Origin of the sequence: Kitasatospora sp. NPDC059747, from assembly GCF_042732955.1 — a bacterium.
In the GTDB taxonomy this organism is placed as follows: domain Bacteria; phylum Actinomycetota; class Actinomycetes; order Streptomycetales; family Streptomycetaceae; genus Kitasatospora.
Window position 1 is genome coordinate 17,571 of sequence record NZ_JBHWGV010000026.1, and the last position, 19,028, is coordinate 36,598.

General features: G+C 73.8%; 16 protein-coding genes. 10 read left to right on the plus strand and 6 right to left on the minus strand.

The annotated features are described in order from the left end of the window. Window positions 1-110: 110 nt before the first annotated feature. Entirely contained in the window at window positions 111-1,487 is a 1,377-nt protein-coding gene (locus ACFV4G_RS14140; protein WP_380439943.1) for a transcriptional regulator, read from the plus strand. Between the two features lie 168 nt (window positions 1,488-1,655). Further along, the gene (locus ACFV4G_RS14145) at window positions 1,656-2,843 is read left to right on the plus strand and encodes a hypothetical protein (protein ID WP_380439945.1); all 1,188 of its coding nucleotides are present in this window, start codon (window positions 1,656-1,658) and stop codon (window positions 2,841-2,843) included. A 54-nt stretch (window positions 2,844-2,897) separates the two neighbouring features. On the opposite strand, the gene ACFV4G_RS14150 is transcribed toward ACFV4G_RS14145, so the two are convergent. Continuing rightward, on the minus strand, window positions 2,898-4,193 hold the full coding sequence (locus ACFV4G_RS14150; protein WP_380439947.1) for an ABC transporter substrate-binding protein: 1,296 nt from the start codon (window positions 4,191-4,193) through the stop codon (window positions 2,898-2,900). A gap of 176 nt (window positions 4,194-4,369) precedes the next feature. On the opposite strand from ACFV4G_RS14150, the gene ACFV4G_RS14155 reads away from it, so the two are divergent. After that, complete coding sequence (locus ACFV4G_RS14155) at window positions 4,370-4,885, plus strand: hypothetical protein (RefSeq protein WP_380439949.1); 516 nt, start codon at window positions 4,370-4,372, stop codon at window positions 4,883-4,885. A gap of 134 nt (window positions 4,886-5,019) precedes the next feature. Then, a complete protein-coding gene (gene purU, locus ACFV4G_RS14160; RefSeq protein ID WP_380439952.1) occupies window positions 5,020-5,886 on the plus strand; it encodes a formyltetrahydrofolate deformylase in 867 nt (288 codons plus the stop codon). Between the two features lie 122 nt (window positions 5,887-6,008). On the opposite strand, the gene ACFV4G_RS14165 is transcribed toward purU, so the two are convergent. Beyond that, window positions 6,009-7,223 carry a zf-HC2 domain-containing protein gene (locus tag ACFV4G_RS14165; protein ID WP_380439954.1) on the minus strand — a complete coding sequence of 405 codons (1,215 nt, stop codon included), beginning with the start codon at window positions 7,221-7,223 and terminating at the stop codon, window positions 6,009-6,011. Next, window positions 7,220-7,870, minus strand: coding sequence for a sigma-70 family RNA polymerase sigma factor (locus tag ACFV4G_RS14170; protein WP_380439956.1), 651 nt, complete (start codon window positions 7,868-7,870; stop codon window positions 7,220-7,222). Before ACFV4G_RS14170 ends, ACFV4G_RS14165 begins: the two co-directional genes overlap by 4 nt. 498 nt (window positions 7,871-8,368) lie before the next feature. On the opposite strand from ACFV4G_RS14170, the gene ACFV4G_RS14175 reads away from it, so the two are divergent. Continuing rightward, window positions 8,369-8,848: an ATP-binding protein gene (locus tag ACFV4G_RS14175; protein ID WP_380439958.1), complete on the plus strand. Its 480-nt coding sequence runs from the start codon at window positions 8,369-8,371 to the stop codon at window positions 8,846-8,848. Between the two features lie 495 nt (window positions 8,849-9,343). On the opposite strand, the gene ACFV4G_RS14180 is transcribed toward ACFV4G_RS14175, so the two are convergent. After that, entirely contained in the window at window positions 9,344-10,312 is a 969-nt protein-coding gene (locus ACFV4G_RS14180) for a GlxA family transcriptional regulator (RefSeq protein ID WP_380439961.1), read from the minus strand. 158 nt (window positions 10,313-10,470) lie between these two features. Between ACFV4G_RS14180 and ACFV4G_RS14185 the strand changes: the two genes are divergently transcribed. The 4 genes from ACFV4G_RS14185 to ACFV4G_RS14200 all read left to right on the plus strand — a co-directional run bounded on the left by ACFV4G_RS14185 (window position 10,471) and on the right by ACFV4G_RS14200 (window position 14,024). Then, a complete protein-coding gene (locus tag ACFV4G_RS14185) occupies window positions 10,471-11,784 on the plus strand; it encodes an MFS transporter (RefSeq protein WP_380439963.1) in 1,314 nt (437 codons plus the stop codon). Window positions 11,785-11,806: 22 nt separating this feature from the next. Then, entirely contained in the window at window positions 11,807-12,334 is a 528-nt protein-coding gene (locus tag ACFV4G_RS14190) for a GNAT family N-acetyltransferase (RefSeq protein ID WP_380439966.1), read from the plus strand. 230 nt (window positions 12,335-12,564) lie between these two features. Next, complete coding sequence (locus tag ACFV4G_RS14195) at window positions 12,565-12,909, plus strand: DUF4229 domain-containing protein (RefSeq protein ID WP_380439968.1); 345 nt, start codon at window positions 12,565-12,567, stop codon at window positions 12,907-12,909. A 32-nt stretch (window positions 12,910-12,941) separates the two neighbouring features. Beyond that, window positions 12,942-14,024 carry a LacI family DNA-binding transcriptional regulator gene (locus ACFV4G_RS14200; RefSeq protein ID WP_380439969.1) on the plus strand — a complete coding sequence of 361 codons (1,083 nt, stop codon included), beginning with the start codon at window positions 12,942-12,944 and terminating at the stop codon, window positions 14,022-14,024. A 73-nt stretch (window positions 14,025-14,097) separates the two neighbouring features. On the opposite strand, the gene ACFV4G_RS14205 is transcribed toward ACFV4G_RS14200, so the two are convergent. Continuing rightward, window positions 14,098-15,312, minus strand: coding sequence for an MFS transporter (locus tag ACFV4G_RS14205; protein WP_380439971.1), 1,215 nt, complete (start codon window positions 15,310-15,312; stop codon window positions 14,098-14,100). A gap of 431 nt (window positions 15,313-15,743) precedes the next feature. On the opposite strand from ACFV4G_RS14205, the gene ACFV4G_RS14210 reads away from it, so the two are divergent. Continuing rightward, on the plus strand, window positions 15,744-17,084 hold the full coding sequence (locus ACFV4G_RS14210) for a dicarboxylate/amino acid:cation symporter (RefSeq protein ID WP_380439973.1): 1,341 nt from the start codon (window positions 15,744-15,746) through the stop codon (window positions 17,082-17,084). A gap of 92 nt (window positions 17,085-17,176) precedes the next feature. Here the strand turns inward: ACFV4G_RS14210 and ACFV4G_RS14215 are convergent, their stop codons facing one another. Further along, the gene (locus tag ACFV4G_RS14215) at window positions 17,177-18,997 is read right to left on the minus strand and encodes a glycoside hydrolase domain-containing protein (RefSeq protein ID WP_380439975.1); all 1,821 of its coding nucleotides are present in this window, start codon (window positions 18,995-18,997) and stop codon (window positions 17,177-17,179) included. Window positions 18,998-19,028: the final 31 nt, after the last annotated feature.

Consider the following 19,028-nt stretch of genomic DNA (forward strand, 5'->3'; position numbering starts at 1 on the left):
CTGATCGCTAACCTGGTGTCAGATTCCTTGGACGGTCGGACAGTCGGCAACAGATCAGCAGAATCGTCGCCCGCCGGCCGGGACCGGAGGGTGTGGGGAGGCGAAGCCCAATGGCCGCGAGACCACTCGTCGCACGACAGCCCAACGAGCGTCTGCAGCAACTGATCCAGGAGGCCAGCTGCTCCAATGCCGGCCTGGCCCGGAGAGTCAACCTCTGCGGCGCCGAGCACGGACTGGACCTGCGCTACGACAAGACCTCCGTCGCCCGGTGGCTGCGCGGCCAACAGCCGCGCGGGCAGGCGCCGGCGGTGATCGCCGAGGCCCTGGGCCGCAAGCTCGGCCGCAGCGTGTCGGTCGAGGAGATCGGCATGGCGGACGGCAAGAACCTCAGCTCCGGCATCGGGCTGCAGTTCGCGCCGACCCTGGGCGCGGCCCTGGAGCAGGTCTGCGAGCTCTGGCGCAGCGACGTCGGCCGGCGGGACTTCCTGACCGGGGCGACGGTCGCCGCCTCCGCCCTGGTGGAGCCCAGCCGGGACTGGCTGATCACCCCGCCGGACCCGGTGGTGGCGCGCACCGGCGGCCCGCGGGTCGGCCCGACGGACGTCGCGGCGATCAAGGCGACCACGACGATGCTGGTGGACCTGGACCACCGCTTCGGCAGCGGGCACGTGCGCCCGGTCGTCGTCCACTACCTCAACTCGGTGGTCTCCGGCCTGCTCGGCGGGGCCTACCGCGAGGAGACCGGGCGCCAACTCTTCGCCGCGGTGGCGAGGTTGACCGAGCTGGCCGGCTACATGGCGGTGGACACCGGACAGCCCGGACTCGCCCAGCGCTACTACATCCAGGCGCTGCGCCTCGCGCAGGCGGCGGACGACCGCGGCTACGGCGGCTACGTCCTCGCGGCCTCGATGAGCCACCTCGCGGCGACGCTGGGCAACCCGCGCGAGATCGCCCAACTCGCCCGCGCCGCGCAGGAGGGCGCGCGGACGGTGGCCACCCCGACGGCGATGGCGATGTTCTACGCGGCCGAGGCCCGCGGCCACGCGCTGCTCGGCGACGCCCGCTCGTGCGAGGCGGTCGCGGCCAAGGCGCTGGAGATGATGGAGAAGCGCCGCCCGGAGGACGACCCGGACTGGATCGTCCACTTCGACGACGCCTACCTCGCCGACGAGCTGGCCCACTGCCACCGGGACCTGGAACAGGCCGGCCAGGCCGAGCACTACGCCCGCCGGGCGCTCGACCTGCACCCGCCGACGCGGGTGCGCCGCCGCGCGGTGGACCTGGTCCTGCTGGCCACGGCGCAGCTGCAGCAGCGGGACCTGGAGCGCGCCTGCGAGACGGGCGCGCAGGCGGTCCGGTTGCTGAGCGGGCTGCGCTCCAACCGGGGCGTGGAGTACCTGGACGAGTTCCGGCGCCGGCTGGAGCCCTACCGGGAGCAGCGGGTGGTCCGCGAGTTCCACGCCAGGGCGGACGCGGAGGCCGCCTGAGCGGATCGTCCCCCGCGGGGGAGCAGGTCGTGATGTCCCGCCCACGTGGTCACCCGGTGAGGCGAACCGGTAGCGTGGGCGCGACGTCCAAGGAACTGTGATGCTCCCAAGAACCGACGAGATGTGGTCCGCCGTCAGCGCGCGGTCGTGCACAGGTGAGGAATCGCGTTGAGCCAGCGCCGCTCGTATCCCAACTCGGGTGACTTCAACCTGGACGACCTGTTCCGCCCCGAGCCCGGCCAGCAGCAGGGCCCGCAGGCCGTCGTGCCAGGTCAGGCGGGTCAGCCGGGCCAGCCGCAGGGCGCCCCCGGCCAGCAGATGCCGCCGGTGGGGCAGCCGTCCGGGCAGCCGGAGTACCTGGGCGAGGGCGGGCACGCGCTGCCGACGCAGGCCATGCCGGCCCAGGGCGCGCCGTGGGGCGGCGCCCCGGCCCCCGGGGCCCAGGGCTACCCGCAGGGCGCCCCGGCGCCGGAGACCCAGCACCTCCCGCCGTACCCGACCGGGGACCCGCAGGCCGGCGGCTACCCGGGCGCCCCCGGCTACCCGCAGCAGGCGCCCGGATACGCACCGCAGCCGGACCAGGCGTACGGCCACCAGGGCTACCCGCCGGCCGCCCACCCGCAGCCGGTCCAGCCCGGCTACTCCGGTGTCGACTACTCCGGCGCCGAGTACCAGACCTCCGCGGTGCCGGTCCGCGAGGGGCGCGGCGGCGGACGCCCGTCCTCGAAGCTGATCATCGGCGGCGTGGTGGCCGGCTGCGCCGCGGCCGGGATCCTCGTCGCCGTGCTGATGAGCGGCGGCGACGACAGCACGAGCGGCGACAAGAAGAAGACCCCGCCGGTGGCCTCGGCCGGCAGCGCCTCGACCGGCCCGGCGGGCGCGAGCGGTTCGGCGGCCGCCGTCGACCCGGAGGTCAAGGCGCAGGCGCAGCCGCTGTCGGACCTGCTGGGCACCGCGAGCGACAGCCGCTCGGCGGTCGTGAACGCGGTCGGCGCCGTGCAGAAGTGCAACCAGCTGCCGGAGTCGCAGCAGGCGCTGACCGCCGCGGCCGGCAAGCGGCGCGAGCTGCAGACCAAGCTCGGCCAGCTGAAGACCGACAAGCTGCCCGGTGGTGCGCAGCTGGTCGAGCAGCTCAACGCGGCCTGGACGGCCTCGGCGCAGGCGGACGACGAGTACGCGGCCTGGGCCTCGGACTCGCAGGCCCCGGGTGCGTGCGGCAAGCAGGACAACCAGCACTACAAGAACGCGGTCACGGCCAGCGGCTCGGCGACGAACGCCAAGAAGCAGGCGTCCACGCTCTGGAACGCGATCGCGACGCAGACCGGCCTGCCGAGCCGCGGCGACGGCGACCTGTAGGAGGGCGTCGGAGGGGCGGGCCGCCCGCGCCTCACGAGGGCGGCCCGCACACCGTCACGCCGGGGGCTTGCTGCCCGTGAGCACCCAGCGGACGTCGACGAAGCCCGGCTGCTGCAGGGTCATCCGGCCGCCCTTCACCACCTGGTAGGTGACCCAGGTGTTCACCAGCCGCGGCGACTCGGTGCTGGGCAGCATGTTGGTGGTGCCCCAGCTCAGCGGCGGGGTGAGGCCGACGTCGACGCCCTCGCCGCTGTCCAGCAGGGCGGTGATCGTCTTCGAGTCGACCGCCTTGCCGGCCGAGGTCAGCTTGTCGGAGACGACGCGGAACACCTCGTACGCGACCCAGGTGGTCTCCACGCCGGGGTCGGACACGTCGATGGTCCGGCCGTCGGCGCGCACGACGTCACGCAGCCCGTCCCACACCTTGGCCGACTCCGGCGGGTACCAGCTGGTGACGAACGCGCCGCCCAGCGGTCCGCTGTCGCCGCCGGTGGAGTCGACCACCGACTGCTGCACGCTGCCGATCACCGAGGCGATCCTGGTGTTCCTCGGGCCCAGCCGCCGGTAGGCGTCCAGCAGGTTGCCGGTCGGCTCGGCGCCGAGCGCGATGGTCACGCAGTTGCCCGGCTCGTCCTTGCCGATCGCCTTGCGCACCACCGGCGTGTAGTCGTTGGACTTCTCGGGCGCCTTGACGTCGAGCAGCTTGAGCCCGGCGGGCTTGAGCGCGTTGGCCAGGTAGCCGAGCAGGTTGTCGCCGGCCGGGGTGTCCGGGCGCACCAGGGAAACGTATCTGCAGCCGGCGTCGACCAGCTGGCGGCCGCTGCCGCCGATGAGCGCGGGCATGCCGCCGTCCACCGGGTAGGACAGCGGGCTGCTGAACTCCGGCTGGGAGAGGCCGTAGCCGCCGATCAGCGGGATCCCGGCGCGCTCCAGGACGGGCATGAAGGCGTCGCCCCACTGGCTGTAGGAGCCGATGACGGCGACCGCCTTGTTGTCCACCGCCTGCTGCGCGCACGCCTTGGCACCCTCGGCGTCGTTGTGCTCGTTGCAGGTGAGCACCCGCAGCCGTCGTCCGTTTAAGCCGCCCTTGTTGTTCACGTCGCGTCCGATGGCCTCGGCGAGCGCCGTCATGCCGGGCCGGTCGGCCGAGCCGGTGCCGGCCGGCGCCCAGGTCATGACGGTGAGGTCGGAGCCGGTCGTGGCATCGGCCGGTCCGCCGCACGCGGAGGCCGAGAAGAGGGTGGGGAGCAGGGCCGCGGCGATCGCGGCGGCGGCGATCGGGCGGCGCGCGGTCCGGCGCTGCCGCGCGATCTGGTTCCGGGCCTGGAAGGTGTCCCTTCGGCGGGTCATCGGTATTCCCTCTCTGGGGCGCCCTCCGGCGCACCGGAGCAAGCCAAGCCCCGGCGGCACAAGCCGAGAGGACCGAAATGTGAACGCTCGGAAAACGGGTGCCGAACTCCCGAGGGGAACGCGTGTAGATCCCGCGAGTGGAGCACGAACAGCACGGGAACGTACGATCGTTCCCCATGTCCGCCAGCACAGATTCTTCGCACCGGTCCGCCCGAAACCCTTCTCGTCCGGGCCACCGCTCCAGCACGATGGGCGGCATGCCGCTCAACGACCTGCCCTGGTGGCGCTGGCGAGCCCGACTGCGCTCGGCCCTGCACATGCTGTCCGACCCCGCCTTCCAGCAGGAGGCCTGGCTGTCCGGCCGGGAGGGGTACGGGGACGTGACCGACGCCGTCTACCGGCTCGTGGAGGACACCTGGCTGGACCGCTGGTCCGCCGAGAAGTACGTCGGCGCGATCTTCCGCGACGCGACCGAGGCCGCCCTGGTGGACGTCGCCGTGCTGCGGGTGGTCAGCCTGCTGCACGAGGTCGGCGCGGACGCCCCGGCCACCGCCTACGTCGGCCACCCCGGCTGGCCCGAGGCCGTCCGGGCCGCGCGCGAGGCGCACGTGCTGCTGGCGGTCAACGACGGGGACGACCCGGACGCGGCGCCCAAGTCGCTGGACGTGCTGCGGATCCTGACCTCGGTCTGAGCGGGGGCCCGGTGCCCGTACTGCGGAACGGGCGGTGCCGTCCCGCAGTACGGGCACCGGGACGGGTGCTGTCCAGGATGTGACACGCTGGACCATTCACGAACCGCACGACCATCAGGACGGGATACCCCCACGTGGAACAGCAGCCGGCCAGTGCCCAGTACGTCCTCACGCTGTCCTGCCCCGACAAGCAGGGCATCGTCCACGCGGTCTCCAGCTACCTCTTCATGACCGGCTGCAACATCATCGACAGCCAGCAGTTCGGGGACGGGGAGAGCGGCCTGTTCTTCATGCGGGTGCACTTCTCGGCCGCCGAGCCGGTCACCGCGGACAAGCTGCGGGCCAGCTTCGCCGCGATCGGCGCCTCGTTCGGCATGGAGTGGCAGATCCACCCGACCGAGGAGCGGATGCGGATCGTCCTCATGGTCAGCAAGTTCGGGCACTGCCTCAACGACCTGCTGTTCCGCAGCCGGATCGGCGCGCTGCCGGTGGAGATCGCCGCGGTGGTCTCCAACCACACCGACTTCCGCGACCTCACCGAGGGCTTCGGCATCCCCTTCCACCACATCCCCGTCACCCGGGACACCAAGGCCGACGCCGAGCGGCAGCTGCTCGACCTGGTGGAGCGCGAGAACGTCGAACTCGTCGTGCTGGCGCGCTACATGCAGGTGCTCTCGGACGACCTGTGCAAGGCGCTGTCCGGCCGGGTGATCAACATCCACCATTCCTTCCTGCCGAGCTTCAAGGGCGCCAAGCCCTACCACCAGGCGCACGCCCGCGGCGTGAAGCTGATCGGCGCCACCGCGCACTACGTCACCGCCGACCTCGACGAGGGCCCGATCATCGAGCAGGAGGTGGCCCGGGTCACCCACGACGTCACCCCGGACCAGCTGGTCGCGCTCGGCCGGGACGTCGAGTGCCAGGCGCTGGCCCGCGCGGTCAAGTGGCACAGTGAGCACCGCGTGCTGCTCAACGGCAGCCGGACGGTCGTCTTCGCCTGACGGGCGGGTCCCTCGGGGTTGCTTCCGGGGTTGCTTCCGGGGTTGCTCGGCGTCGCTCGGGCCGCTCGGGGTTGCTCAGGGCCGCTCGGGGCTCGGGGGTTGGTCGGCGTCGCTCGGGCCGCTCAGGGCCGCGACAGCAGCGGCACCGCGCGCAGCACCTCGCGGATCGCGGCGCGGTCGCCGTGCTCGCCGACCGGCACCCGCTCGGGATCGCGGTGCGCGGCGGCCAGCTGGCAGAACTCCAGCCCGTCCAGCACCATCGACGCCACCGGCTCGCCGCCCGGCCGGACCTCCGCGCGGCCGTCCCCGCGGCCCTCGTCCGGGCCGTCCAGCGGGATCAGCCACTCGCCGGCCGCCGGGCCGTCGATCACCAGCCGCAGCCGCCGCCCGCCCCGCCCGGTCCCGGGCGCCCCGGCCACTCCGGCCGCCCCGGCCGGCTGGGCGGCCCGCAGCCCGGCCAGCGCGTGCGGGACCATCCGGACCGCCAGCTCCACCATCTGCCGCAGGTGCTGCGGCGCCGGCGGGTCGTACGGGTAGGCCACCGCACGGGCCACGTCCTCGCCGTGCACGAAGCACTCGAAGGCGCGGTCCACGAACGCGTCGCGCAGCGGCACGGCGGCGAAGCCGAAGTCCACCGGCGTGCTGCCCTGCGGGGCGAGGGCGGCGGTGCGCACCAGGTCGTGGGTCTGCCGCCGCCAGCGGGCCCGCACCGACTGCGGCGGAGCGCCGGCCGCCCCGGCGAGCAGCCGCGCGGTGCGCTCGGTGATCCCGGCGTACCGGCCGCCCTGCGGCGGCACCCGGGGCGCCCGCGGCCGGGCGTCCGGCTCCTGCGGCGGCACCCGGCGTTCGACCGGCGTGACGGCGGTGCCCGGGACGGCCGGCACCGGGTCCGGCAGGCCGAGGGCGAGCGCCACGTAGCCGTCGACGGCGGTCAGGTGGCACAGCACCTCGGCCGGGCGCAGGTACTCGGTGCCGCCGTGCCACGGGAGTTCGGCGACCTCCTGCCACTCCTCCGGGCCGAGGTCGCGCAGCAGCGCGTCGAGCTTGGCGGTCTCCGCCGCGTACGGAACTCCCCAGGCGGGGACGGGCAGTTCGGCGGGGCGGCGGGCCAGGCACCAGTCGAGCACCTGCTGGCGCAGCGGGCCCGGCTGGTCGAGCGGCTCGTCCACGGCGAGCCAGCCGGCCGCCTCGCGCAGCCGCGCGGCCTCCTCGGCGCACTCCGCGCAGGCGCGCAGGTGGAGTTCGAGTTCGGCGGCCTCGGCGGGCGGGCACGCGCCGAGGGCCCAGGCGCCGAGCAGCGAGCGCAGGGCGTCGTGCTGCTCCCCGGTGGTCGTCACGTGCCCCCGTTCCCGTCCTGCGCGGTCCGGCCGCGGGCCCCGTCCCGAGCGGTCCGGCCGCACTGGCGGGCGCGCTCGTCGGCCAGTTCGGTGGCGAGCAGCTCCAGACCGAGCCGCATCCGTTGCTTGGCGGCCTGCTCGCCGATGCCGAGCCGGCGGGCCGTCTCCTGGTAGGTGCGGCCGTCGTAGTACGTCACGGCGATGGTCTCACGCAGGCTGTGGGGGAGGGAGTCGACCACGTACTGCATGCGCGCGGCGGTGGCGACCTCGCGGATCTCGTCCTCGGCGGACCCGGGCCCGGCGCCCGGTTCGGCGGCCCGGCGCAGGCGCAGCCGGTCGACGGCACGGCGGTGGGTGAGCGCGCCGAGCCAGGAGCGCAGCGAGCCCTGGGCGGGGTCGAAGGCCTCGGGGTGCTCCCACACGTGGGCGAAGACCTCGCGGGTGAGCTGGGCGGCGGCGGCCTGGTCGGCCAGTATCCGCCCGGCGAGCCCGTGCACCATCGGCGCGAGCAGGTCGTAGAGTTCGCCGAGCGCGGTCTCCTCGCCGCGGGCGAGGCGCCGCTGGAGCTGCTCGTCCCAGCGGGGGCCGGCGTCCGCGGCCGTCGCGGCACCGCGGTCCGGGGTGGCCATCGGGCCGGGGGCGGCCATCGCACACCACCCTCCTGACCGGGGTCCGCTGGCTTACTCAACGGTATCTTGCGGCCGTCGGGCGGCGGGAGGAATCCCCGAAGAAGGGAACGCCGAGTTTCGGATCGTCACATGGTGGGACGTTCGGCTCGTGGGACCGTCCGCCGATGCCGCTGTTCGAGAACGGTCGGACATATGTCGCACGGGTGGTTCGCGAGTGGCGGGCCGGGTGTCGGGGGTGTGCGGCGGTAGGTTCGCCACTGCCGGTCCGGCGTGGTCGGCCGCGGTCCGGCCGAGCGCCGGTGCGAGGTTCGCCAGAGTGAACGGGACAGTATGCACTGCCCTGTCCCCCGATCGCTGGAATATGCCCGAAGCGCTTGCTGCGGTCCGTCCGCCCGCTCATCCTGAGGCGTATTCGTGTCGCGGCCAGCACCGGGTGGGACGTGCGAGGGCCCTGCCGGCCGGCCGAACCGGCCCGATCGGGACGATGGCCGAACTGCGAGTGCGGGTGGTGGAGCGGTGCAGGTTCTTCAGGTACAGCTGGCGGTGCAGGCGGATCCCGCCGAGGTGGGCCGGGCCCGCCGGTGGGTGCGCTCGCGGCTGTTGAACCACGGGGTCGACCCGGACGCGCCGATGGCCGAGACGGTGGTGCTGGTGGTCTCCGAGCTGGTGACCAACGCCGTGGTGCACACCGGCTGTCCGGCCGTGCTGCGGCTGTGCCTGCCGGTGGACTGCGCCGCCCCGGCGGGCACCCCGGCACCGGCCGTCCCGCTGCGGGTGGAGGTCGCGGACGCGAGCCAGGTGGCGCCGGCCCCCCGGCACGCGGGCCCGGACGCCGACGCCACCAACGGGCGCGGCCTGGAACTGGTCGAGCTGCTCTGCGAGCGCTGGGGCTGGTACCCGGACGGCTCGGGCAAGCGGGTGTGGTGCGAGATCGGCGCGGACGCCCGGCCGGCGGACCCGCTGGCGGGCGTGGACTGGGCGGCGCTCGCGCAGTAGGCGCCGCGTCGCGATCAGCGGGTCGACCAGGATCAGCGGGCCGACCACGATCAGCGGGCCGACCACGATCACCGGGTCGACCAGGATCAGCGGGCCGACCAGGGGCGCGACCGCCGCAACGATCACCGGCCGAAACCTGACGCAACCATTCCGAATTTCCGACAACCCATTGACGTGACGTATCCGACTGATCACGCTTGGGTGCAGCTCTCCGTCGCGAGGGGACGCCGAGGGGACACCCGTACGGCCGTCGTGGTGCTGCTGTCCAGGGGGATCGTGTCAGCAGGGGGGACCACGGCCTGCCAGGGGTGCGACCTCCTCGGCGAGTGCGGAGCGCCGGTGCGGGTTCAGGGCCCGTGCGTTGCGATCGGATGGCGGCCCGCCGTGCCGCGCTCGGGGTGTGCACGGCCGGCCGCCATCCGACTCGTCATCCGGTCCATCGTCCGGGTCGTCGTCGAGTCGTCATCCGATTCGCCGTCCGGTTCGCCGTCGAGTTCAGGACACCGCCCGGAACGTCCTGCGGTAGGCGCTCGGCGCGACGTCGAGGCGTCCGCGCAGCTGGAGCCGCAGTGAGGCCGCGGTGCCGAAGCCGGACTCCCGGGCCACCTGGTCGATCGTCAGGTCGGTGCGCTCCAGCAACTGCCGGGCGCGCTCGGTGCGCTGGACGGTGAGCCACTGGCCCGGACTGCTGCCGGTCTCCTCGCGGAAGCGACGGGTGAACGTCCGCACGCTCATCCCCGCGCGGTCGGCGAGCTGACGCAGGGCGAGCGGTTCGTCCAGGTGCTCCAGCGCCCACGCGCGGACCGCCGCCGTCCCGGTGCCGCCGTGCTCCACCGGGCTCGGGGCTTCCACGTACTGCTTCTGGCCGCCCTCGCGCCACGGCGGGACGAGGCAGTTGCGGGCCACCGCGTTGGCGACCGCGCTGCCGTGGTCGCGCCGCACCACGTGCAGGCACAGGTCCACCCCGGCGGCCACCCCGCCGGAGGTGAGGACGTCGCCGTCGTCCGTGTAGAGCACGTCGGGGTCCAGCCGGACCCGCGGGTACAGCTCGGCGAAGCGCTCGGTGTAGCGCCAGTGCGTGGTGGCCGGGCGGCCGTCCAGCAGGCCGGCGGCGGCGAGCAGGAAGGAGCCGGTGCAGATCGACATCAGCCGGGTACCGGGCCGGATCCGGGCGATCGCGGCGGCCAGTTCGGGGGTGTAGGCGGCGTCGGCGGTGGCCGGGCTGGCGTCGGCCGAGGCCGGGATCACCACCGTGTCGGCCCGCTCCAGGAGTTCGGGCCCGTGGTCGACGGCCACCCGGAAGTCGGCGCTGGTGGCGACCGGCCGGCCGTCCAGCGTGCAGGTCGCCACCTCGTACAGCGGCTCGCCGCCGGGCCCCTTCGCGCCGCCGAAGATCCTTGCGGGGATGCCGAGTTCGAAGGCGATGACCCCCTTCAGGGCCAGGACCGCGACCAGGTGCGCCATCTCGTTCCTCCTCGTTCCTTCCGTCATGGCCCGCATGGCCCGCGTGGCCCGTACGGCTGCGGGCCGGGCCAGCCTAGGCCAGATCGTGGCCCGATTCTTTCGAAAGCTGGCATTCAGGCCACTCGTCGCCGTCCGGCCGCCCCGGGAGACTCGACCGCGTGACCGAACGCAACGTCCTCGCCCCCACCCCCTCCGCCGCCACACCCGCCCGCCCCGCCCGGCGCGTGCACTACGCCTGGGTGGTCGCCGGCGTCTCCCTGCTGGTGCTGCTCGGCTCGGCCGGCTTCCGCTCCACGCCCAGCCTGATGATGGACGCCCTGCACAACGAGTTCGGCTGGTCGCTCGGGACCATCTCCAGCGCCACCTCCGTCAACCTCACCCTCTACGGACTCACCGCCCCCTTCGCCGCCGCCCTGATGGACCGCTTCGGCGTGCGCCTGGTCGTCGTCTGCGCGCTGCTCACCATCTCGGTCGGCTCCGGGCTCACCATGCTGATGCGCGAGCCGTGGCAACTGGTGCTCTGCTGGGGCGTGTTGGTCGGTCTCGGCAGCGGCTCGATGGCCGGCGCGTTCGCCACCACCATCACCGGCCGCTGGTTCCGCGCCCGCCAGGGCCTGGTCACCGGCGTGCTGACGGCCGCCGGCGCCGCGGGCAACCTGATCTTCCTTCCGGTCGGCGCCTGGCTGGTCGAACACCACGGCTGGCGCTCGGCGGTGGTCGTCGTCTCGCTCGCGGCCAGCGCGGTCGCCGTCCCGGTCCTGCTCCTGATGCGCGAGCGCCCCGCCGACATCGGCCTCCTGCCCTACGGTGCGACCGAGGCCCCGCCCGCCCCCGCCGCCGACGGCCGGGCGCTGGCCCGCACCCTGCGCGTGCTGCGCGACGCGGCCCGCACCCGGGCGTTCTGGCTGCTCGCCGGCTCGTTCGCGATCTGCGGCGCCACCACGGCCGGCCTGGTCGGCACCCACTTCATCCCGGCCGCCCACGACCACGGCATGCCCGTCACGACGGCGGCGAGCCTGCTCGCCATGATCGGCCTGTTCGACGTGGTCGGCACCATCGCCAGCGGCTGGTTCACCGACCGCGTCGACTCCCGCCTCCTGCTGGTCGTCTACTACGGGCTGCGCGGGATCTCCCTGCTCCTCCTGCCGCAGCTGCTGGCCGGCTCGCTGCAGCCGCCGATCCTCGCCTTCGTGATCTTCTACGGCCTGGACTGGGTGGCCACCGTGCCGCCGACCGTCGCCCTGTGCCGCCGGCACTTCGGCGAGGACGCGCCGATCGTCTTCGGCTGGGTGCTCGCCAGCCACCAGATCGGCGCGGCCGTGGTGGCCGGGCTGGCCGGCTTCGCCCGGGACGCGCTCGGCAACTACGACGCCACCTGGTACGGCGCGGGCGCCCTCTGCGCGATCGCCGTCGGCCTCTGCCTGGCGCTCCGCGGCACCCGTCCCGCTCGGCCCGTCCCCGCCCTGTCGTAACGACCGATTAGGCTCCGCACCCATGACGCTCACCTTCACCCTCGACCCGAAGCCCGACCCCGACCTGCGGGCCGCGATCGTCGGCCTGTGGACCGACGTCACCAACGCCGGCGGGGCCGTCGGCTTCGTGGCGCCGGTCACGGAGGACGACGTCTGGGACACCGCCGACCACCACTTCGCCGGACTCGTCCCCGAGGGGCCGGACCGCCTGCTCGTCGCCCACGAGACGGAGACCGGCCGGCTGGTCGGGGTGCTCTTCTTCGAGTCGATGCGCTTCAACCTCATGGAGCACTGGCGGATGCTCAAGCGCGTCATGGTGCACCCCGACACCCAGGGCCGCGGGTACGGCGTCGAGTTGATGGCCGAGGCCGAGCGGGCCGCCCGGGAGTGGGGGCTGGACGGCCTGCGGCTGACGGCGCGCGGCGGCCAGGGCCTGGAGCGGTTCTACGCCCGCTGCGGCTACCGCGAGGTCGGCCGGGTCCCCGGCGCGATCCGGGTCGCCCCGGGGGACGACCGCGACGACATCACCTTCTGGCTCGACCTGCGCTGACGGCCGGGCCCGGCCCGCACCGGCACCCGCACCCGCACCGGCACCCGCACCGACACCCGCGCCGACACCCGCGCCGACACCCGCGCCGGGACGGCCGTCGGTACCCGCGCCTGCGGCCGTCCCGGACGGCCCGGAGCGGGGGACGGGCGACCCGTCCCCCGCTCCGCCCGTCGGGCATGCTTCACTGGGGGACCGGCCCCGACCCCCAGCGCAGTGAAGGACGTGCCCCAGTGAGCAGCAGCAACGGCCCCGCCAAGTCGCACGCCACGCTCCGCTACACCTCCCTGCGGGTCAGCATCTTCCTCGGCTGCCTGCTGGTGGCCCTCCTGCTCGGCCACTTCGGGGTCATCCCGGTCAGCGGCCAGACCGGCGTGATCTTCCTCTTCCTGCTGGCCGCGATCACCTCCGCGCCGCTCAGCTACGTGCTGCTGAGCCGCCAGCGCGACGACATGTCCGCCCAGATCACCACCAAGGTCTCCGGGATGCGCAGCCGCACCGCCGATCGGATCGCCGCGCAGAACGCCGAGGAGGACGCGGCCGACGAGGCCGCCCGCGCCGCCGCCGCGCGGAACTGAGGCCGGACCGCCCCGGACCCGCTCCCGCCGCCGTGTCCGCCTCCGCCGATCTCCCGCAGACCCCCGAGCCGCACACCCCCGAGCCGCCGCCCGACGGCGCCGCCGGCACCTGGCCCGCCCCCGCGCGGCGGCCCACCGGCCGGGACGTCGCCCGGCTCGCCGGGGTCTCCCAGGCCACCGTCTCGCTCGTGTTCTCCGGCTCCGAAGCCGGCTCCCGGGTCTCCGACGCCACCCGCGAACGCGTCCGCGAGGCCGCCCGCAGCCTCGGCTACCGCCCCCAGGCGGCCGGCCGCCAGCTGCGCCTGGGCCGCAGCGGGATGATCCTGCTGGCCGTCCCCAACCTCCTCGGCCCGTTCTTCGGGCGCGTGCTGGAGGGCGTCCACGAGGAGGCCGGGCGGCACGGCCTGGCCGTCGTCGTCAGTTCGGGCTGGGGCAGCGCGACCCTCGCCGAGGCCGCCACCACCAGCCGCTTCGACGGCCTGCTGATCTGCTCCCCGGACGACAGCCAACTCGGCGAGCTGCCCGCCGACACCCCCGCCGTCTTCCTGGACGCGGACCCGGGCACCGACCGCGCCCGGCCCACCATCGAGCTCGACGTCGCGGGCGGCATGCGGGCCGCGGTCGAGCACCTGGCCGCCCTCGGCCACCGCCGGATCGGCCGGCTGCGCTCGATCCACTCCGCCTACACCTTCCGGGTCCGGCAGGCCGCCTTCGAGCAGGCGGTGACCGAACTCGGCCTGGACGTCGTCGAGTTGGGCGTCCGGCTGAACGAGGGACACCCGGCCGCCCGGAACGTCGCCCGCGGGATGCTGGAGCGGCCGGACGCACCGCGCGCGGTGATCTGCGACGACGACGTGGTGGCGTCGGGGGTCTACCAGGCCGCCGCCGAGCTGGGCGTGCGGGTGCCCGACGACCTGTCCGTGGTCGGCATGGACAACGTCGCGGTCGCCGCTCTGCTCGCCCCGCCGCTGACCACCGTCGACCTGCCCGGCGAGGAGCTCGGCCGGGCCGGCACCGCCGCCCTGGCCGGCCTGTTGCGCGGCGAGCGGGTGGCCCCGCCGCCGCCGCTCGCGACCTCGCTCGTGCTGCGCTCATCCACCGCCGCCGCCCGCTGACCGGCCGTGGCCCACGCATGACTGTGCCCGCCGGTCCAGACCTCCGGCGGGCACAGTCGTCTCTGGGGGCCGGTCAGCCCACGGGCACCGGCTGCGGCTGCGGCACCGGCGCGAGCGGCACCGCCCGGAACCACCGGCGCGCGCCGAACAGCAGCAGGCCGCCCAGCCCGATCCCGCCCGCCGCGCACAGCGCCACCGGCCGCAGCGAGCCCTCCGCGAGGTTCCCGGACACGGCGTAGCCGAGCGAGTTCCCGGTCGCGAACAGCGTCACCAGCCAGGCGAACGCCTCCGTCACCGTCCCGGTCGGCGCCAGCTCCGCGACCAGCACGAACGCCGCCGCCAGCAGCGGGGCCAGCACGATCCCCGACACGAACGCCAGCGCGGCCATCGGGTACGGCCCGGGCAGCACCACCAGCGGGAGGTAGGAGGCGGCCATCACCAGCGCCATCACCCACGTCCGGGTGCCCGTGCCGCTGCGCCACTTCACCGCCCCGTACGCGAGCGCGCCCAGCAGCCCGCCGAGCGCCGCCAGCGCCAGCAGCGTGCCGGCACCGCCGGGCAGGGCGCCCGCGTGGTGCTCGGCGTAGGCGATGAACAGCACGTTCTGCGCGCCGACCGCCCAGCCGGCCCCGGCCAGTCCGACCAGCAGCAGCACCAGGCCGGGGGAGCGCAGCGGGCCCAGCAGTCCGGCCGAGTGCTCGCGCGCCGGGGCCCGCCAGGCCCGTGCCGGCGCGGCGGTGGCGACGACCAGCGCACCCGCGAGGCCCAGTCCGGCCGCCACCCACAGCGCGGCGACGGGGCTGAAGAGGCCGGCGATCCCGGCGACGGCCAGCGGCCCGGCGACGTAGAGGATCTGCTGCGAGGCGGAGTCGAAGGCGTAGGCGGTGTCCAGCTGTTCCTCCTCGACCACGGCCGGCCACAGCGAGCGCAGGCAGGGTTCGAGCGGGGGCATCGCGAGCCCGGCGATCGCGGCGCCGGCCGGCGCGGCGAGCACCGAGCCGGGCGCGAGGGCGAGCAGCGCGTACCCGCCGCCCGCGACGGCGGCGGAGGCGATCAGGACGCGGGGCTGCCCGGTGAGGTCGACGATCCGGCCGAGCACGGGCCCGCCGACGGCGGCCGCCAGGGCGTACACGGCGGTGGCCAGGCCGATCCGGCCGTAGGGCGCGCTGGCCTCGCGCAGGGCGAGGGCGATGACCAGGGCGGTCATCCCGGCGGGCAGGCGGCCGAGCAGGGTGCCGAAGAGGAGGCGGCTGACGTGGGGGGCGCGGAGCAGGGCGAGATAGCCCATCGGCGGTTCTCCGGTGGGGCGTGCTGGAGCAGGGACGTTGTCAAGGTTATACGTATAACCGTCGGGCGGTCAATCGGACCGGAGTGGCCGCCTGATGGTGCATCGGGCTCGTTCGTGTCCGGATCTCGCTCTTGCGCCGCCCTGACCTCAAACAACTACTTTGAACATCTCAAACCTTTACTGCTAACGTGTCGCCCATGACCCCCTCGGACGCACCCCGGATGCACGGCCTGGGCACCCCGCCCACCGCCGCCCGCGCGTGCCGTCTGCCGGGAGCCGTGGACAGCCCGCGCCGTTGTCGCGCCGCCTGCTGTATTCCGGCGGCACGCCCCTGACCGGGGGCCGAGCCCTCACCGCCCGGCCCGCGCGCCGTGCCGCCGTCCCCGCCGCACCCCACCGTCAGCACCGCCCTCCCCCGGAGTCGCACCCCCATGTCCACAGCGCCCGAGGCGACCTCGTCGCCGTCCGTGCTCGCCCGCATCCGCAAGACGCCGTTCTGGGTGCAGATCGTCGCCGGCCTCGTGCTCGGCGTCGGCCTCGGCTACGTCGCCCGCGCCGGCGACGTCTCCTGGCTGGCCACCACCCTGGAGACCATCGGCAAGACCTTCGTCCAGCTGCTCAAGCTGGCCGTCCCGCCGCTGGTCTTCACCGCGATCGTGGTGAGCGTCGCCAACCTGCGCAATGTCACCAACGCGGCCCGCCTCGCCGTCCGCACCCTGCTCTGGTTCCTGATCACCTCGCTGATCGCCGTCGCCATCGGCCTCGGCCTCGGCCTGCTCACCGACCCGGGCAAGGGCACCAACCTCAGCACCGAGGGCCTCAAGGCGCCCAAGGGCGGCGGCACGTGGGTCGACTTCCTGACCGGCATCTTCCCGACCAACATCGTCGCCGCGTTCACCGAGGTGAACGTGCTGCAGATCGTCTTCATGGCGGTCGTCGTCGGCGCCGCCGTCATCAAGCTCGGCACCAAGGCCGAGCCCGTCCTCAGGCTCAGCGAGTCGGTCCTGGAGCTGACCCAGACCGCCCTGTGGTGGGTCATCCGGCTCTCCCCGCTCGGCACCCTCGGCCTGATCGGCAAGTCCGTCGCCAAGTACGGCTGGGACCTGCTCAAGCCCTTCGCGACCCTCACCGCCGACATCTACGTCGGCTGCGCGCTGGTGCTGTTCGTCGTCTACTCGCTGCTGCTGAGGTTCGCCGGCGGCCTCAACCCGCTCAACTTCTACCGGGGCGCCTGGCCCGCCATCCAGCTGGCCTTCGTCTCCCGCTCCTCGGTCGGCACCCTGCCGGTCACCCGCCGCGTCACCGAGCGCCTCGGCGTCCCGAGCGAGTACGCGTCCTTCGCCGTCCCGTTCGGTGCCACCACCAAGATGGACGGCTGCGCCGCGATCTACCCGTCGATCGCCGCGATCTTCGTCGCGCAGGTCTACAACATCGACCTCGGCATCAAGGACTACATCCTGATCGCCTTCGTCTCGGTCATCGGCTCGGCCGCCACCGCGGGCCTCACCGGCGCGATCGTCATGCTGACCCTGACCCTCTCCACCCTGGGCCTGCCCCTGGAGGGCGTCGGCCTGCTGCTCGCCATCGACCCGATCCTCGACATGATGCGCACCGCGACGAACGTCGCCGGGCAGGCGCTGGTGCCGGTCATCGTGGCGGCGCGGGAGAAGACGCTCGACCTCGTGGCGTACAACAGCCCGGCCGGCGACCTGCTGAACGAGCCGGCCACCATCCCGGCGCAGGCCACCGCGAAGGCTGCCGCTGCGGCCTGATGAGTCCAGCGAACGGGCCCTCTCCCACCTCGGGGAGAGGGCCCGTTCGCTGGGCGTGCGCCGCGTGGCGAGCTGCGTGCGCTACTGGGCGATCAGAACCACCGGCCGGTGACCGGGGTGTCGGTGGCAGCCCCGAAGCGGAGGCTGTAGAGCACCGAGCCGGAGTCGTAGAGTGCGCCGTAGAAGCTCGCCGTGCTGGGCCGGAAGACGCCGACCTTGTCGATCCCGCTCCCGTTCCAGTCGCCCTTGATCGGGACGTCGCCCTGAGCGCCGAACAGGACGGTGTGGTTGATGGCGACCGAGGTGTTGGAGTTGCTCAGGTAGAACGCGCAGTCGCCCGGCCGGTAGATCCCGACGGTGTCCTTGCCCGTGCCGCTCCAGTTCCCGACCATCGGAACGTCCCCGGGGTTGCCCAGCTTGATGGCGAAAGCCACCGTCTGGTTGTCGTTGGTCAGGTAGAACGCGGAGTCGCTCGGCCGGTAGACGCCGATGGTGTCCCGGCCCTGGCCGGTCCAGTCCCCGACCAGGGGGATGTCGCCGGGGCTGCCGAACGGGGCCGCGACGGCGACGGTCGCGTTGTCGTTGGTCAGGTAGAACGCGGAGTCGCTCGGCCGGTAGACGCCGATGGTGTCCCGGCCCGGACCGCTCCAGTGGCCGGTGAGCGGAATGTCGTTCGGTGAGCCGAAGGTGACGGCTGCGGTGACGTTGCCGGTGCTGTCGGCCATCGCGAAGGTCTGGGCGCCCGGACGGTAGATACCCGCCAGGGTCGGCTTGCCGTTGGGCGTGGTGTTGACCTGGACGTCGAGGTAGTCGCGGTCGATGTTGATCGTGGCGCCGCCCCAGGTCTCGGTGACGTTGCCGTCGTACTGGTGGACGCGCTGGTGGTTGGCCCAGGCGGTGCTCGGGATCACCGGTTCGTTGACGTCCGCAGCGCCGTTCCACCGTGCGGTGAACAGCACGTCGGGCATGGTGTAACCCTTGCCGCTGCCACTGTTGTTGACCAGATCCGCGATGCCGGTGGAGGCACTGCTGTAGACACCGGAGTTGTAGCCCTGCGCGTGGAGTTCGGCGCTCCAGGCGGACAGGAACGGCTGAACCGTCGAGGAGTACGTCGCGACGTTGTAGGACTCCATGTCGTAGTACAGGACGCTCCCCGGGCCGAGACCGAGAGCCGCGGCGTTGGCCACGGCATCGTCGGCCGCGGCGGCACCCTGACCGGCCGGCGCGGTGATCCTGGAGGCCTGGAGACCGACGTACACCGGCAGGAAGCGCCAACCGGCGGAGTACTGCTGCTGCATCCAGGACGCCGTCAGATTGGGCTGGCTGCAGGCTCGGCCGGCGCCCCCGATGTAGATGCCGAGGGCTTGGTAGGGCGAGTTGGCGCGCCAGGTGTTCATCGTGTTGGTGTCGGGTGCCGAACAGGCGTCGAAGCCCTTGCCCGTGTACTTGGTCGCATCGGCCGGCAGCGCGGGCGGGGTCGACGCAGTGGCGGCAGGAGACGATTGGACAGGTGCCGCCGCCGCGAACGACCGCTTGGTGGGCGGGGCAGCGATCGGCTCCTTCGTTGCGCCGGCGGGGAAGCCGGCCGAGGAGAGGACCGTCCGGACGAGCGCCTGGTCATCGTCGTAGACTCCGGTGGCCGTGATCCCTGGAGCGGTGGCGTGGACCCTCCGCTCGATCTCCGACACGGTCGTGGCCGACGCGGCGTCATCGGCGCCGGGCTCGACGAGCAATGCCTCGGTGGTGCCCACCACGTGTGCGGGGCAGTCCTGGCGGGCCCCGGGGGTGCCGAGATAGACGGCGTGCCGGTCGAAACGCACGCAGGCCGTCGGATTGGCCGCGAGATCGATCACCGGCCAGTCGGCGGGCACGTGAAACGAGTGGCCGAGGTAGGAAACATCCTTGGTGGGCATCGCCGGCGCGCTCGGATCGGCCTGCGCGGAT